Annotated in this window: 15 protein-coding genes; 4 read left to right on the top strand and 11 right to left on the bottom strand. The window is 59.4% G+C overall.

Features of this window, described 5'->3' with window-relative positions; genetic code table 11:
- Window positions 1-188: 188 nt before the first annotated feature.
- From ACGSLL_RS27745 to ACGSLL_RS27730, 4 genes are all read right to left on the bottom strand, one after another.
- Window positions 189-1,487 carry an NAD(P)/FAD-dependent oxidoreductase gene (locus ACGSLL_RS27745; protein WP_208939723.1) on the bottom strand — a complete coding sequence of 433 codons (1,299 nt, stop codon included), beginning with the start codon at window positions 1,485-1,487 and terminating at the stop codon, window positions 189-191.
- A gap of 63 nt (window positions 1,488-1,550) precedes the next feature.
- Window positions 1,551-1,724 carry a DUF3094 family protein gene (locus ACGSLL_RS27740; RefSeq protein WP_127651957.1) on the bottom strand — a complete coding sequence of 58 codons (174 nt, stop codon included), beginning with the start codon at window positions 1,722-1,724 and terminating at the stop codon, window positions 1,551-1,553.
- A 52-nt stretch (window positions 1,725-1,776) separates the two neighbouring features.
- Window positions 1,777-2,304: an MOSC domain-containing protein gene (locus ACGSLL_RS27735; protein WP_394508622.1), complete on the bottom strand. Its 528-nt coding sequence runs from the start codon at window positions 2,302-2,304 to the stop codon at window positions 1,777-1,779.
- Window positions 2,301-2,927 carry a DUF1780 domain-containing protein gene (locus ACGSLL_RS27730; RefSeq protein ID WP_007909887.1) on the bottom strand — a complete coding sequence of 209 codons (627 nt, stop codon included), beginning with the start codon at window positions 2,925-2,927 and terminating at the stop codon, window positions 2,301-2,303. The genes ACGSLL_RS27735 and ACGSLL_RS27730 overlap by 4 nt, the downstream gene beginning before the upstream one ends.
- 117 nt (window positions 2,928-3,044) lie before the next feature.
- Here ACGSLL_RS27730 and ACGSLL_RS27725 point away from each other — a divergent pair, with 117 nt between their 5' ends.
- The gene (locus ACGSLL_RS27725) at window positions 3,045-3,734 is read left to right on the top strand and encodes an energy-coupling factor ABC transporter permease (protein WP_394508621.1); all 690 of its coding nucleotides are present in this window, start codon (window positions 3,045-3,047) and stop codon (window positions 3,732-3,734) included.
- A 65-nt stretch (window positions 3,735-3,799) separates the two neighbouring features.
- A complete protein-coding gene (locus ACGSLL_RS27720; protein ID WP_093098230.1) occupies window positions 3,800-4,015 on the top strand; it encodes a hypothetical protein in 216 nt (71 codons plus the stop codon).
- Between the two features lie 6 nt (window positions 4,016-4,021).
- On the opposite strand, the gene yacG is transcribed toward ACGSLL_RS27720, so the two are convergent.
- From yacG to pilB, 5 genes are read right to left on the bottom strand one after another with little or no spacing between them, the layout of a single operon-like run.
- Window positions 4,022-4,222, bottom strand: coding sequence for a DNA gyrase inhibitor YacG (yacG, locus tag ACGSLL_RS27715; protein WP_007959585.1), 201 nt, complete (start codon window positions 4,220-4,222; stop codon window positions 4,022-4,024).
- Window positions 4,219-4,842 carry a dephospho-CoA kinase gene (gene coaE / locus ACGSLL_RS27710; RefSeq protein ID WP_394508620.1) on the bottom strand — a complete coding sequence of 208 codons (624 nt, stop codon included), beginning with the start codon at window positions 4,840-4,842 and terminating at the stop codon, window positions 4,219-4,221. Before coaE ends, yacG begins: the two co-directional genes overlap by 4 nt.
- A complete protein-coding gene (locus ACGSLL_RS27705) occupies window positions 4,839-5,711 on the bottom strand; it encodes a prepilin peptidase (protein ID WP_394508619.1) in 873 nt (290 codons plus the stop codon). The genes coaE and ACGSLL_RS27705 overlap by 4 nt, the downstream gene beginning before the upstream one ends.
- 1 nt (window position 5,712) lies before the next feature.
- Entirely contained in the window at window positions 5,713-6,930 is a 1,218-nt protein-coding gene (locus ACGSLL_RS27700; protein ID WP_394508618.1) for a type II secretion system F family protein, read from the bottom strand.
- 2 nt (window positions 6,931-6,932) lie between these two features.
- Window positions 6,933-8,633 (bottom strand): type IV-A pilus assembly ATPase PilB, encoded by a 1,701-nt coding sequence (gene pilB, locus ACGSLL_RS27695; RefSeq protein ID WP_394508617.1) that lies wholly within the window; start codon window positions 8,631-8,633, stop codon window positions 6,933-6,935.
- 225 nt (window positions 8,634-8,858) lie between these two features.
- On the opposite strand from pilB, the gene ACGSLL_RS27690 reads away from it, so the two are divergent.
- Both ACGSLL_RS27690 and ACGSLL_RS27685 read left to right on the top strand, forming a co-directional pair.
- Window positions 8,859-9,290: a pilin gene (locus ACGSLL_RS27690; protein ID WP_122607925.1), complete on the top strand. Its 432-nt coding sequence runs from the start codon at window positions 8,859-8,861 to the stop codon at window positions 9,288-9,290.
- A 297-nt stretch (window positions 9,291-9,587) separates the two neighbouring features.
- Window positions 9,588-9,941, top strand: a complete 354-nt coding sequence (locus ACGSLL_RS27685; protein WP_090286366.1) for a BON domain-containing protein — start codon at window positions 9,588-9,590, stop codon at window positions 9,939-9,941.
- 269 nt (window positions 9,942-10,210) lie between these two features.
- Here ACGSLL_RS27685 and ACGSLL_RS27680 read toward each other — a convergent pair whose 3' ends face one another.
- Both ACGSLL_RS27680 and ACGSLL_RS27675 read right to left on the bottom strand, forming a co-directional pair.
- Window positions 10,211-10,507, bottom strand: a complete 297-nt coding sequence (locus tag ACGSLL_RS27680; protein WP_394508616.1) for a DUF2845 domain-containing protein — start codon at window positions 10,505-10,507, stop codon at window positions 10,211-10,213.
- Complete coding sequence (locus ACGSLL_RS27675) at window positions 10,507-13,458, bottom strand: DUF748 domain-containing protein (protein WP_394508615.1); 2,952 nt, start codon at window positions 13,456-13,458, stop codon at window positions 10,507-10,509. The genes ACGSLL_RS27680 and ACGSLL_RS27675 overlap by 1 nt, the downstream gene beginning before the upstream one ends.
- Window positions 13,459-13,675 lie beyond the last annotated feature (217 nt).

Below are 13,675 nucleotides of genomic sequence, written 5' to 3'. Positions count from 1 at the left end.
ACGAAGCATTCTTTATCGGCGCTTTGGTGGAAGGGGTGGGGCGATGTCTCCCACGGTCTGTACTGCGGCTAACAGTCAGAAGCCAGCTTGAGGTCCCACCCACCCCTTCGAGTCCTACCATACAAGCCAGCAGGCTCGCTCCCACAGGAGAGGTGTACTGGGTCAGGATTTCCCTTCCCAGGCCTTGATCAATGCAGCTTCAGACGCGGCTCGGTACCGCGGCCGATCTTGCTGCCGAGCATCAGCATCGCCGTGCGAAACGGCCCGTACAGCGCCATCTGGTGCATGCGGTACAGCGACACGTAAAACATCCGCGCCAGCCAGCCTTCGAGCATCACGCTGCCCGTCAGGTTGCCCATCAGGTTACCCACCGCCGAAAAGCGCGACAGCGAGATCAGCGAGCCGTAGTCGGTGTATTTGTACTCCGGCAGGGTCTTGCCTTCGATGCGCAGCTTCAGCGACTTGGCCAGCAGCGAGGCCTGCTGGTGTGCCGCTTGGGCCCGTGGCGGTACGTTGCGATCGCTGCCCGGTTGCGGGCATGCCGCGCAATCACCGAAAGCGAAGATGTTTTCGTCGCGGGTGGTTTGCAGGGTCGGCAGTACTTGCAGCTGATTGATGCGGTTGGTTTCCAGACCATCGATGTCCTTGAGGAAACCCGGTGCGCGAATACCGGCCGCCCAGACTTTCAGGCTGGCCTTGATCTGGTTGCCGTCGGCCGTGATCAGGCTGTCGGCAGTCACTTCGCTGACCGAAGCATTGGTCAGCACATTGACCCCGAGCTTTTCCAGGGTTTTGTGCACCGGCCCGCTGATGCGTTCCGGCAGCGCTGGCAACACTCGTGGCCCGGCCTCGATCAAGGTGATGTGCATGTTTTCCGGTTTGATCCGGTCCAGTCCGTAAGCCGCCAGTTCATGCGCAGCATTGTGCAGCTCGGCCGCCAGTTCGACGCCGGTAGCGCCGGCACCGACGATGGCCACGCTGATCTGCTCGACCACATCGGTCTGCCCGGCGTGGGCGCGCAGATAGTGGTTGAGCAGTTGCTGATGAAAGCGCTCGGCCTGTTTGCGGGTGTCGAGGAACAGGCAATGCTGCGCTGCGCCCTGGGTGCCGAAATCGTTGGTGGTGCTGCCGACGCTGATCACCAGTGAGTCGTACGCAACTTCACGCGCCGGAACCAGCTCGATGCCGTTTTCGTCGTAGGTGGCCGCCAGCTGGATTTTCTTCTGCGCGCGATCAAGCCCGCTCATGCGCCCGAGCTGGAACTCGAAGTGGTTCCATTTCGCCTGGGCAACATAGTTGAGTTCATCTTCGGAAGAGTTCAGCGACCCGGCAGCCACTTCGTGCAGCAATGGTTTCCAGATGTGGGTGAGGTTGGCGTCGACCAGCATCACGCTGGCGGTACCGCGCTTGCCCAGGGTCTTACCCAGACGGGTAGCCAACTCCAGACCGCCGGCGCCGCCGCCGACAATGACAATACGATGGGACATGGGGATAACTCGCAAGGTTTTTAAAGGAAATCGGTGCGGTTACCCAAGCGAGCGCGAGGCTGCTCATAGCGTCAGGTAACTGATAAGTCGGCTCAGGAGGCCGAGACCAATGGTCACTGCCAGCACCAGCACCAGGAGCATCCACGGCCGGAAAGGCCGGCGCTCGACTCGGTGTTGGGACAGTTGCAGGTACTCTTCGACATGCTTTTGGTCTTCGGGTTTCAGGCGGCTGGTCATATTGGCCTCGTCAGGTAGACGTTGCTGGATGGGCACACGCTACAGCGGTTTTTTATCCGGGGTAGAACGCAGCATAGCCGCTGTCCGGCACCGGTTCGACGCTGACCCGGTCATCGAGGCGAATGATCCCGCTTTGTAACACCCGTGCGGTAATTCCGCCATGTCCGCGCACCGCTTGAAAAGTGCCTGGGCCAAGATTGTTCTGCAGGCGTGCACAGGGCTGACACCAGCCGGTTGTTTCGAATATTGCCTGACCGATGCGAAAACGCCGACCCTTCAGACTAAACAGATTGATACCGCTGATGACCATATTGCGCCGCAGGTCTTCAGGCTTGATCGGGTTGTCGTCGGCGCGACCCATCAAAGCGTTGATCACCGCCAGATGCTCCCACTGAATCAGTGTCACCTGGCGCGCGTTACGCACACCGGGGCGGGCGTGATCGCCGGTCAAGCCGGCCTCCAGACGTGCCTCCACGGCATCGAGCGCAAGCATCGGTCCGCGTGATTCGGGACGCACGCCGATCCAGCGTACACGTCCGGTTTGCGGCACATCGGCAATCAATTGTTGAAGTGGCGTCACAGGCTGATCCCGACATCGAACACGATGCTGCGCCCCAGGTTGCTGCGCAGAAAATCCGGTGCATCCGGGTGTGCGAACAATACGCGGGCGAACGTCGGGCCGACCAGCGACAGCGAGCGCCAGCCCTGACGCAAATATTCGGTCGGTGGCGGGAAATGACTGTTCAGGTCCAGCACTTCGCGTTTGAGGCTGGCGAAAGCAATGATGTCCAGTTCGCCCAGATCCATGCCGCGTTCCTTGTAGTTGTGGGCTTTCTTGCGCAGGGTCGGGGCTAGCCGCAGGAGAAATTCATTGGCCGGAATCCGCTTGGGCTTCGCTTCACGGCGCACCAGTTGACTGAGAGAGAAAGCGCTGCGGCGCCGTTGCAGTTCATCGCGCCATTCATCGTTGAGCCGGCGCCCTTCGTCGAGCACGAAGAACACTTCGAAGTTGGCATCCCGAAACAGCACATCCGGCGGTTCACCGGCCGGCGCGAATTCGTCGGCGCGGTAGGGGATGTTGAGGCCTTGCAGCAGGCGTTGGCAAACCCAACGCTCACGCTCCCATTTGCGGGCATTGGACAGAAAGGCGTTGGCCTGCTCGGCCGCGATGGTCAGCAGGCGTAAGTAATCTGAGTCATCCATAAGCCCAAGCTTAGCGTTCAAATGCGACAAGCAGATAGCTTTGCATCGGCTGGTGCGCATCCGGTGGCGGTGTAGACTGCGACGAGGCGGTATGTCCAAGGCGAAGGTGAGGGAATCATGATCGGTGCCGAACTGCTGTCCTCGGCGAGTCTGACGCTCGGCTGGCTGATCTATCTGCCAGTGTTGCTGTGGGCGATCGTGCGCGCGCCGTGGGTCGAGCTGTTCAGTGATAACCGGCGTCAGCATTTGCTGTGCGCAACGGTGTTCGCCTTGTTCCTGCTGTGGCTGATGCGCCGGGACTTCGATACTGGCGTGTCCTATCACTTCCTCGGCATGACTGCGGTGACCCTGCTGCTTGACTGGCCGCTGGCGATCATTGGCGGGCTGGTGGCGCAAACCGGTCTGGTCCTGCTCGGGCGCCAGGACCTTGCAGCGCTTGGGGTCAATGGCGCTTTGTTCATTTTGCTGCCGGTGCTGGTTACCGAGTGCGTGGCCATCCTTGTCGAGCGCGCGCAGCCGCGCAATCCGTTCGTGTATATCTTCTGTTCCGGTTTTTTTGCTGCGGCATTGTCGGCGCTATTGTGCCTGATCTTCAGCCTGACGCTGCTGTGGTTCGACGGTCTGTTCGCCATGCCGGAGTGGCTGGAAGATTTCATCGGTTACGTGTGGCTGATCATTTTCCCCGAGGCCTTCATCAACGGCATGATCATCAGTGCGCTGGTGGTGTTCAGTCCGGAATGGCTGGAGACCTTCAATCGCACGCGCTACCTTTCGGCGCCGTGGAACGACGACGATCGCAAGCCTTGATCCACATCAAATCCGCCATCGGCTGAAAATTTCATGCTCACGCAAATCCCTTCAGGAGTAGCGGCATGAGTGTGTACGAGTGGGCGAGGCAGGAAACCCGGCAGAGTCTGGAGATGGCGCAGGAGGTCGGCTTTGATCCGGGGTTGAGCTTGCGCGCCTTGCTCAGTGCTGTGGTGCAACAGAGCAAGGCTGTGCGCAACGCCGAAGATCTGGCCGACGAGTTGCGGTTTCTTGCGGAAAACCTCGACGACCAGCAGGACTACGGCTTCATGCGGCCTTGACCGGGCTCAGTGACGCGGATCGAAGTCGCCGGAAAACAGCTCGTCTTCGGCGTCCGGGGCGACCGGAATCTTGTGTTCTTCCGAGGCCCAGGCGCCGAGGTCGATCAGCTTGCAGCGGTCGGAACAGAACGGGCGAAACTTGTTTTCAGGGGTGAATTCCACGGGGGCGCCACAGGTCGGGCATTCAACGGTTGGGATCTGGCTCATGCTTGGCCTCCGGATAAAGTCAGGTAAAAGTGATGCAGGCGCTCGATCTCGCTGTGCAGCCAGGCGAGGTCGCGGTCGTTGACCACCACGTCGTCGGCGCGGCTCACGCGGTCCTCGCGGCTCAATTGCGCCTTGAGGATCGCCTGAACCTGCTCGGCGCTGGTCTGGTCACGTTGCAGGGTGCGTTCGATCTGCAGTGGTTGCGGGGCGTCGATGACCAGGATGCGCTGGGTCATGCTGTATTGCCCGGACTCGATCAACAGCGGCGAAACCAGAATCGCGTAGGGGGATTTTGCCAGCGCCAGGTGATGGGCGATTTCTTCGGCGATCAACGGATGCAGCAGTGCTTCCAGCCAGCGCCGTTGCTCCGGCACTTCGAAGATCAGCTTGCGCAGGGCCGCGCGGTTCAGCGTGCCGTCGCTTTGCAACACCTCGGCGCCGAAGTGATTGGCAATCTGCGCCAGCGCCGGCCGGCCGGGCTCGACCACCCAGCGCGCCGCATGGTCGGCATCGACGACGTGCACGCCGAGGTCGATGAAGTGCTGCGCCGCCGCGCTTTTGCCGCTGCCGATGCCGCCGGTGAGGCCGAGAATCCAGGGTTTTTCCACAGGGGTATTCATTTCAAACCGACAAACTGCCAATAGAAGTCGGTTATTTGACCACCCCAGAGCAAGGCAATCCAGCCGGCAATGGCCAGATAGGGACCGAAAGGAATCGGCGTCGAGGTTTTCTGCTCGCGCAGGCGCAATAGAATCACGCCAATCACGGCGCCGACCAGCGATGCCAGGAGGATGGTCAGCGGCAGAATCTGCCAGCCGCCCCATGCGCCCAGCAGCGCCAATAATTTAAAGTCACCGTGGCCGATGCCGTCCTTGCCGGTCAGCAGCTTGAACAGCCAGAACACCGACCACAGCGCCAGATAACCAGACACCGCTCCCCACAATGCATCGTGCAACGGCACGAACAGCCCGAAGCTGTTGACGATCAGCCCCAGCCACAACAACGGCAGCACCAGCACATCCGGCAGCAATTGATGTTCGGTGTCGATCAGACTCATCGCCAGCAAGCCCCAGGTGAGGAACATCAGCAGCCCCGCCTGCCAACCGAAACCGAAATGCCAGGCAATGAAGGCCGACAGCACACCGCAGGTCAGTTCGGTCAGCGGGTAACGCTTGCTGATCGGTGCAGCGCAAGCCGAACAACGCCCGCGCAAGCACAGATAACTCAGCACGGGAATGTTTTCCCAAGCGCGAATCCGGTGTGCGCAGTGCGGGCATTGCGAATGCGGGAGCATCAGGTTGTAAGTGGGTTGCGGCGTTTCGATTGGCAGACCGAGCACGTCGTGGGCCTGCTGGCGCCAGTCACGTTCGAGCATTTTCGGCAGGCGCCAGACCAGCACGTTGAGGAAGCTGCCAACCACCAGCCCGAGCAACAGCGCGGCGCCGACAAAAGCCAGCGGATAGAGAGCGAACAGCTCGTCGAGGGGCATGTCAGACCGCTGAGCCGAGCTGGAAGATCGGAAGGTACATGGCCACCACCAGACCGCCAACGACGACCCCGAGCACGACCATGATGAACGGCTCCATCAGGCTGGTGAGGTTGTCGACCATGTTATCCACTTCCTCTTCGTAAAAGCCGGCGACCTTGTCGAGCATATCGTCCAGTGCCCCGGACTCTTCGCCGATCGCGGTCATCTGCACGGCCATGGTCGGGAAAACCCCGGTGCTGCGCATGGAAAAATTCAGCTGCATGCCGGTGGAGACGTCCTGACGGATTCGCAGGATGGCACGTTTGAACACGACATTGCCCGCAGCGCCCGCTACCGAGTCGAGAGCTTCCACCAGCGGCACGCCGGCAGCGAAGGTGGTCGACAAAGTCCGGGCAAATCGCGCCACGGCGGACTTGTACATCAGTGTGCCTACCAAAGGCACTTTCAATAGCCAGGCGTCGCGGCGATCACGCAACGCCTGAGAAGTCTTCAGTGCATGGCGGGTGCCAAAAAATGCCGCGATCAATGCACCAAGAATCGCCCACCACCACTCCTGCATGAATTCAGACAGGCTGATCACCATCAAGGTGAACCCCGGCAACTCGGCGCCAAACCCGGAAAACACCGACTGAAACTGCGGCACCACTTTCACCAGCAAAATGCCGGTCACGACGGCAGCCACGAGGAGAACGGCGCTCGGGTAGGTCATGGCTTTCTTGATCTTGGCCTTGAGCGCTTCGCTTTTTTCTTTATAGGTGGCGACGCGTTCGAGCAGGGTGTCGAGTGCCCCGGACTGCTCACCGGCATCGACGAGGTTGCAATACAACTCGTCGAAATATTGCGGCTTCTTGCGTAGCGCCGCGGCAAAGCTGTTACCGGCGGCGACCTCTTGTTTCACCTCGTCGATGACTTTGCGCATTGCCGGGTTTTCGAAGCCTTCGCCGATGATGTCGAATGACTGCAGCAGCGGCACGCCGGCCTTCATCATCGTTGCCATTTGCCGGGTGAACAGGGCGATGTCCTGGGCCTTGATGCGTTTGCCGAAACTCAGCAACGAGGCCGATTTCTTGCGCACCTTGCCCGGCGTGATCCCCTGTTTGCGCAACTGTGCCTTGATCAGCGCCGCGTTCTGCCCGCTCAATTCCCCGGTGACTTTGCTGCCTTTGCGGTCCGTACCTTCCCAAGCATAAGTGCTGGTTTTCGCTGCCTTGACCGCCATGTTCAATCCTTGGTGACCCGGTTGATTTCTTCCAGGCTGGTGGTGCCTTGCATGGCCTTGTGCAGCCCTGCGGTGCGCAGATCGTCAAAGCCGTCGCGGCGCATCTGCAGGTCGATTTCCAGTGAGTTGCCTTCGGCCATGATCAGGCGTTGCAGCTCAGGCGTGTTTTTCACCACTTCATAAATCCCCACGCGTCCCTTGTAACCGCTGTTGCAATGATCGCAACCGACCGGCTCGTAGATCGTGAAACTGCCGATGCGTTCCTCAGGGAAGCCTTCCTTGATCAAGGTTTCGCGAGGCACTTCGATAGGTTTCTTGCAGTGGTTGCACAGTTTGCGCGCAAGGCGCTGGGCGATGATCAGGCTGACCGAGGTAGCAATGTTGAACCCGGGAATGCCCATGTTGTGCAGGCGCGTAAGGGTTTCCGCAGCGCTGTTGGTATGTAGGGTCGAGAGCACGAGGTGGCCGGTCTGCGCGGCTTTGATGGCGATCTCGGCGGTTTCCAGGTCGCGGATCTCGCCGACCATGATCACGTCCGGGTCCTGACGCAGAAACGAACGCAGAGCCTGGGCGAAATCCAGGCCCTGGCGCGGATTGACGTTGACCTGATTGATGCCTTCCATGTTGATTTCCACCGGGTCTTCGGCGGTGGAGATATTGATGTCGACGGTGTTGAGAATATTCAGCCCGGTATACAGCGACACGGTTTTCCCCGAACCAGTGGGGCCGGTGACCAGGATCATGCCTTGCGGCTGTTTCAGCGCGGCCATGTACAACTCTTTCTGTTCCGGCTCATAACCGAGCGCATCGATACCCATCTGCGCGCTGGACGGGTCGAGAATCCGGATCACCACTTTTTCGCCCCACAGCGTCGGCAGGGTATTGACCCGGAAGTCGATCGACTTGCTTTTCGACAGGCGCATCTTGATCCGCCCGTCCTGCGGCTTGCGTCGCTCCGAGATATCGAGGCTGGCCATGACCTTCAGGCGCGCGGCGATGCGCCCGGCCAGTTGAATCGGCGGTTTGGCCACTTCACGCAGCATGCCGTCGGTGCGCACCCGCACCCGGTAGTTCTTTTCATAAGGTTCGAAGTGCAGGTCGGAGGAGCCGCTTTTGATCGCGTCGAGCAGCATCTTGTGAACGAAGCGCACCACCGGCGCATCGTCGGCATCGAACCCGCCAATGGCGTCCTGTTTGCTGTCGCTGACGGATTCGACGTCAAGGCCATCGAGGTCGACGTCGGCCATTTCCTCGAGGCCGGTCGCGTGAGTATCGAAGAACTTGTCGATGGCATCGCTGAGCTTGTCGTCCTCGACCAGAATCGCTTCGGTACTCAGGCCCGTACTGAACTGGATATCGCTGATCGCCTGCTGGTTGCTCGGGTCGGAGAGGCCGACAAAGAGTTTGTTACCGCGCCGCCACAACGGCAGGGCGCAGTGTTGGCGCACCAGTTTTTCGCTGACCAGGCCCTTGGGCTGGGTTTCCTTGTCGAGGCAATTGAGATCGAGCAGGGCCATGCCGAAGTGTTCCGAGGCAATCTCGGCGATCTGCCGGCTCTTCACCAGTTTGTTGTGCACCAGGTAGTTCACCAGCGACACGCGATTGCGCTGTGCCTGCTGCCAGGCTTGCTGGGCACCTTGTTCCGTCAGCAGTTCGGCCTGCACCAATTGCTTGGCCAGACCGCTCAGAGCGATGTCATTCATGGGGATTCCGCGTGCTTACCGTTCATGACTTATAGCCTAGTCAAGTGACAGCGCCAAACACGGCCGGTGGAGGTGACAAAAAGTGTCAGATAGTGCGGTTGCAGGTTGTAGGAAACGGCGCAGTGCGCAGTTCGCGCCCGGCAGGCAGGGCTCCGGGGCAGTGGCATGGCCTATGCTGGGTCTTTTTCAGATCATGAGATTTCCCCTCATGCATGGAGCGTGTCTATGAAAAAACAACAAGGTTTTACCCTGATCGAGCTGCTGATCGTGGTGGCGATCATCGGCATTCTGGCGACCATCGCCCTGCCGCAGTATTCGAAATATCAGGCGCGGTCGAAGGTGACGGCGGGGTTGGCGGAAATCAGCGCGATGAAGGTGCCATTTGAGGACGTCATTAACCAAGGTACCGATCCATCACTGACTAACGTCGCGGGCAGTGCGACGGTCACCACTTCCAATTGCTCGGTATCCGCCTCCGGCACAGCTTCTTCTGGCGCAGGGTCGATTGTCTGCACGATCAAAAATGCCCCGGGTCCGGTTCTCGATAAAACCATTACGCTGACGCGATCTTCCGGGACGGGCGCAGGTGTCTGGACGTGTGCTACCACCGTTGCCCCCGACTATTCGCCAAAAGGCTGCACTGCTAGCGGTACGTAAGCCGCTTCTGCAAAATCCGATGCCCCGCTTTTGCGGGGCATTTTTCATGGCGCTGCGCTTGAAAAAAGCTTCAATAATTTCAGCGAGTTATGAACTTTCCAGAAAACCGCAACTTGCATGCGAAATACGTCCGAGTCATGCAAATTGCATGAAAATGAAAATCTCGAATTTTGATAACTCATTGTTTTTAAAGGTTTTTATTGAATCAAAAAAGTTGGCACAGCGTTCGCAACTACCTTGGTAACCCTGCTGAAGAGATATCCCAGCAGATTTTCCAGAAAAACAGGAGTTACTCGTATGAAGAAGTTCGCTATCACTGCCGCTGCTACCGCTCTGACCCTGACCATGGCTGGCGGCGCTTTCGCCCAGACCACTCAGGCTACCCAGTCGCCAATGGTTCTGGCTGCCGGTGAAGTTACCGAGATGAAGCAGGACACTTCCGATACCTGGATCACCACCAAGGTCAAAGCTGATCTGGTTACCGAAAAAGGCATTCCAGGTACCGACATCAAAGTAGAAACCAATAAAGGCGTGGTATCCCTGTCGTCGACTACTGCAGTGACTGAATCGCAGAAAGACGTAGCCGTGGCCATCGCCAAGAAAATCAAAGGCGTTAAAGCGGTCTCCGCTGACGGCCTGAAAGCCGAGTAAGGCAAGGCTTCTCGCCTGGACCGGGAGAAGACGCGACAGACGGGCCGAGCCATACGTCTGCCGCACCTTTAGAGTTCATGCGAACGGTCACACGGAGGTGACCATTACAGGCCCCGGCACTTGTGTCGGGGCCTGTTCTATTTGGGCATTTATGAAATACCCATGTGGGAGCGAGCCAGCTCGCGAATGCGGTCTGTCTGCAGACGAATTCGTCGACTGACAGTAAGCATTCGCGAGCAGGCTCGCTCCCACAATGTTTTTGTATTGGATCAGGGGCCGCGCTTGCTGTTGATCTGCCGCAAGCGGTTGCCCTCGAAGCGCAGGTATTGATACATGCCGTTGCTCGGGCCGTAAGTCCATTCCTCGACCTGAAACTCCTCGCGGCGGTTGGCGCTGCGCTTGTAGCCGAGCACGTCACGACTGGCCGGCTCACCGCACTTCTGCAGGACTTCGCTGGTGCGATCGCCAAGGCTGATCAACTGGCTGCCGCAGCGCAACGTGTCGGAAGCGCTGGCATGGCTGGCGGCAAACGCCAGCACCCCTGCGACCAGCCATTTGCAACTCATCACTCGGCGTCCAGGTGCATTTGCGTCACCACACGACCGTCGCTTTCAGCTTCACCGAGGTTGGCGTCGATGAAATACACGCGGTCATCCTCAAGCTTGCCCTTGTCGACCAGGTAATCCTTGATGGTACTGGCGCGGTCCTGGCCCAACTGACGCAGCAACACATCGCTGCCGCTCCAGAACTTGATCACCCCTTCGCGCATTTTCGCGGTGCGTTCTTCCTTGCCCAGATCCTTCCATTCGGCCGGTGGCTGGGTTTTCAGACGGGTGCGATAGATGCCCTCCAGCAGCGGGCCTTTTTCGCCGTCGGGTACTTGCAGCAGCGAGGCCTGGGCCGGGACTTTATCGCCACGGCGCTGGAGCATCTTGTAGTAGTTGTATTGGTATTCACGTTCCAGACGCTGCTCGGCGAGTAGCGGACCATCGCTGCTTTTCGCGGCGGTGCCTTCGATTTCCAGACGCAGAGCCGGGCGCTCCTTGAGCGCCTGAGACAGCTTGACCAGTGCCGCTTCGGCGTCCTTGTTCAGCTCGCTAGAGCCCGGCGCGAAGGACACAGTGCCGAGGTCCTCGGAGCCGCCACCACTGACCAGTCCGCCAATCATCTTGAACGGCGCCGCGGCGGCTTTGACGATCAGGTTGCGCAGGGTCTGCCAGACAATCGGCATCACGCTGAACTGCGGGTTGTTCAAGTCACCGGTGACCGGCAGTTCGATGGAGATCCTGCCGTCGACGTCCTTGAGCAGGGCAATCGCCAGTTTCAGGGGCAGGCTGACCGCATCCGGGCTGTCGACCTTCTCACCGAGCTGCAATTGCTCGACCACCACTTTGTTCTCGGCTTTGAGCTGGCCCTTGGTGATCAGGTAATGCAGATCGAGATTGAGCCGGCCCTTGCGGATTCGATAACCGGCGAACTTGCCGGAGTACGGCGTCAGTGTGGTCAGCTCGACGCGCTTGAAGCTGGTGGCGATATCGAGGCTGGCCATCGGGTCGAACGGGTTGACTGCGCCTTTGATGGTGACCGGTGCATAACGGTCGACCTTGCCTTTGATATCGACGCTGGCCGGTTTCGCCTGACGGCTGTCGATGGTGCCGATCTGCCCGTTGAGTTGCTGCACGGCGGTGGCGAAGTTCGGCGTCAGGCTAAAGTCGGCGAAGTTGGCCGAGCCATCGTTGATTGCGATGGCGCCAATGTGAATGCCCAAGGATTTTTCATTGTTTGCCGGTTTCGCGCCGGTGCTTTTTGCGCCATTGTCGGCCGGTTGCGGGATCAGCAGGTCGTCGACGTTGGTGCTGCGGTCATCGTTGATCATGAACCGCGCATAGGGCTGAAACAGATTGACCTTGTCGATCGACAGGCTGTCACCGTGCTGGTAATTCAGGCCTTCGACGACCACTTGCTGCCACTTGAGGAAGTCACGAGTTTTCAGGGTGTCGAGGGTATGCAACTGATCGATCTGCGCGCGCCCGGTCACGCTGAGCGCCAGCGGTTCGGTGCTCTTGAGATTGACCTTCAGATCGCTGCCGAGCATGCCGCTGCGCAGTTCCAGGCGAATGAATGGATTGATGTAAGACTGGGCGACACGCAGGTCGATGTCCTGGGTCTTGACGTTGAGCTGCGCGTTGACCGGGGCGAGGTTGAGCGTGCCGTCGGCGAAAATCTTGCCCTGCTTGCCTACGCCGCTGTCGAGCTTGAGCTTGAAGGGCGAACCGTTGAGGCTGTCGAAATCCTGCAGATCGACGTTCAGCGGGGTCAGGTCCAGCGTCACCGGCGGTTGCGCCGAGCGATCGGCGAGGTGCACGGTGTAGTTGCGCAACTGCACATCTTTAAGCAGCACTTGCCACGGTTTGCTCGGCGCGGCCGGCTCAGGTTTCGGTGAATCGGCAGCGGCCGGTGCACTGGCCGGTTCGGCAGCGGCTTTAGCCGCCGGTTTCGACGGTTGGCTGGCAAACAGTTTCTGCCAGTCCAGTTGCTTGTCGGCTTCGAGGGCGGCCCAGGTTTCGAGTTTCTGGCTACGGATCTTGCCGACCACGACCTGCTGTTTGGCGAGGTCAACGCTGGTTTCGCTGACATCGAGACGTTCAAGCTTGGCCAGTGGGCGGCCGTCCGGAGCCTTGATGGCGAACGGCGCGATGCTCACCGCGACGTTATTGAGCAGCAGTTCGGTTTGTTTCGACAGGTTGAGTTTGTAGTCGGTACTGAGGCTGACCACGCCGTTTTCCAGAACCAGCGGCACCGCATCGCGCACATAAGGCCAGAAAGCTTTCATCTGGCCGTCGGTGACTTTCAGGGTGCCTTCGGACGTGAACGGAATCAGGCTGAAATTACCGCTCCAGTCGATCCGCCCGCCGGCCGGGCCGATGGCGACCAGAGTCATGTCGGCACTGTCTTCGGGCAGGGTGCTGAGGTTTTTCAGCTCGAAACTGAGGTCGTCGTAAAGAAACTCGATCGGCTCGCTCGGGCGCACATCCTGAAAGTGCACCACGCCGCTGGCCAGTTTGATGTTGTCGATACGCAGTGGAAACGGCTTGGCGTCGGGGTCGGCGGGCGTCGGTTCGCTGGCCGGCACATTGAACAGGCCGAGCAGATTGAGCTTGCCGTCCTTGGCGAAGAGGATCTCGGTCTTGGGCTTGTCCAGTTCGATGTTCGCCAGATGCAGGGCTTTAGTCCACAGACTGTCGATCTGCAGGTCGGCGTACAGGCGTTCGAAGCCGACCTGCTCCTTGCCCGGCTCGCCGATGACCAGGCCCCATAGCGTGACTTCAAGGCTGAACGGGTTGAGCTCGATACGCTGGATATGCGCAGGTACGGTCGCGTAATTGGCGAGTTGCTGATTGGCTATCCGCAGCGCAATGCCCGGCAAAATCAGAAACCCCAGCAAGCTGTAGAGCGCCAGAGCGGTTAGCAAGGCGCCAATCGCGCGAATCAATCCTTTGGGCATGTGCGGCTTCATCTGTCTGAATCGGAGTGCCTTGGAGTATGGCACGCGATTCTGGTTCCGAAGTGCTTGATGTGGGGCAGGATTGTTCAGAAATTTCTGTAGGAACAAATTCCTGTCACACGGATGCCCCTGTGGGAGCGAGCCTGCTCGCGAATGCGTCCTGTCAGTCACTATTCTGGTGACTGACCCACCGCTTTCGCGAGCAGGCTCGCTCCCACAGGGGAATGCG

Origin of the sequence: Pseudomonas retamae, from assembly GCF_043496865.1 — a bacterium.
GTDB lineage: Bacteria > Pseudomonadota > Gammaproteobacteria > Pseudomonadales > Pseudomonadaceae > Aquipseudomonas > Aquipseudomonas retamae.
The sequence above is the reverse complement of the archived record's forward strand: the minus strand, read 5'-3'. Positions and strand labels throughout refer to the sequence as shown.

What these genes read in the sequence shown, in the direction of transcription:
- ACGSLL_RS27745 (WP_208939723.1), bottom strand. Translation starts at nt 1,487, where the DNA reads ATGTCCCATCGTATTGTCATTGTCGGCGGCGGCGCCGGCGGTCTGGAG.
- ACGSLL_RS27740 (WP_127651957.1), bottom strand. Translation starts at nt 1,724, where the DNA reads ATGACCAGCCGCCTGAAACCCGAAGACCAAAAGCATGTCGAAGAGTAC.
- ACGSLL_RS27730 (WP_007909887.1), bottom strand. Translation starts at nt 2,927, where the DNA reads ATGGATGACTCAGATTACTTACGCCTGCTGACCATCGCGGCCGAGCAG.
- ACGSLL_RS27725 (WP_394508621.1), top strand. Translation starts at nt 3,045, where the DNA reads ATGATCGGTGCCGAACTGCTGTCCTCGGCGAGTCTGACGCTCGGCTGG.
- ACGSLL_RS27720 (WP_093098230.1), top strand. Translation starts at nt 3,800, where the DNA reads ATGAGTGTGTACGAGTGGGCGAGGCAGGAAACCCGGCAGAGTCTGGAG.
- yacG (WP_007959585.1), bottom strand. Translation starts at nt 4,222, where the DNA reads ATGAGCCAGATCCCAACCGTTGAATGCCCGACCTGTGGCGCCCCCGTG.
- coaE (WP_394508620.1), bottom strand. Translation starts at nt 4,842, where the DNA reads ATGAATACCCCTGTGGAAAAACCCTGGATTCTCGGCCTCACCGGCGGC.
- ACGSLL_RS27705 (WP_394508619.1), bottom strand. Translation starts at nt 5,711, where the DNA reads ATGCCCCTCGACGAGCTGTTCGCTCTCTATCCGCTGGCTTTTGTCGGC.
- ACGSLL_RS27700 (WP_394508618.1), bottom strand. Translation starts at nt 6,930, where the DNA reads ATGGCGGTCAAGGCAGCGAAAACCAGCACTTATGCTTGGGAAGGTACG.
- pilB (WP_394508617.1), bottom strand. Translation starts at nt 8,633, where the DNA reads ATGAATGACATCGCTCTGAGCGGTCTGGCCAAGCAATTGGTGCAGGCC.
- ACGSLL_RS27690 (WP_122607925.1), top strand. Translation starts at nt 8,859, where the DNA reads ATGAAAAAACAACAAGGTTTTACCCTGATCGAGCTGCTGATCGTGGTG.
- ACGSLL_RS27685 (WP_090286366.1), top strand. Translation starts at nt 9,588, where the DNA reads ATGAAGAAGTTCGCTATCACTGCCGCTGCTACCGCTCTGACCCTGACC.
- ACGSLL_RS27680 (WP_394508616.1), bottom strand. Translation starts at nt 10,507, where the DNA reads ATGAGTTGCAAATGGCTGGTCGCAGGGGTGCTGGCGTTTGCCGCCAGC.
- ACGSLL_RS27675 (WP_394508615.1), bottom strand. Translation starts at nt 13,458, where the DNA reads ATGAAGCCGCACATGCCCAAAGGATTGATTCGCGCGATTGGCGCCTTG.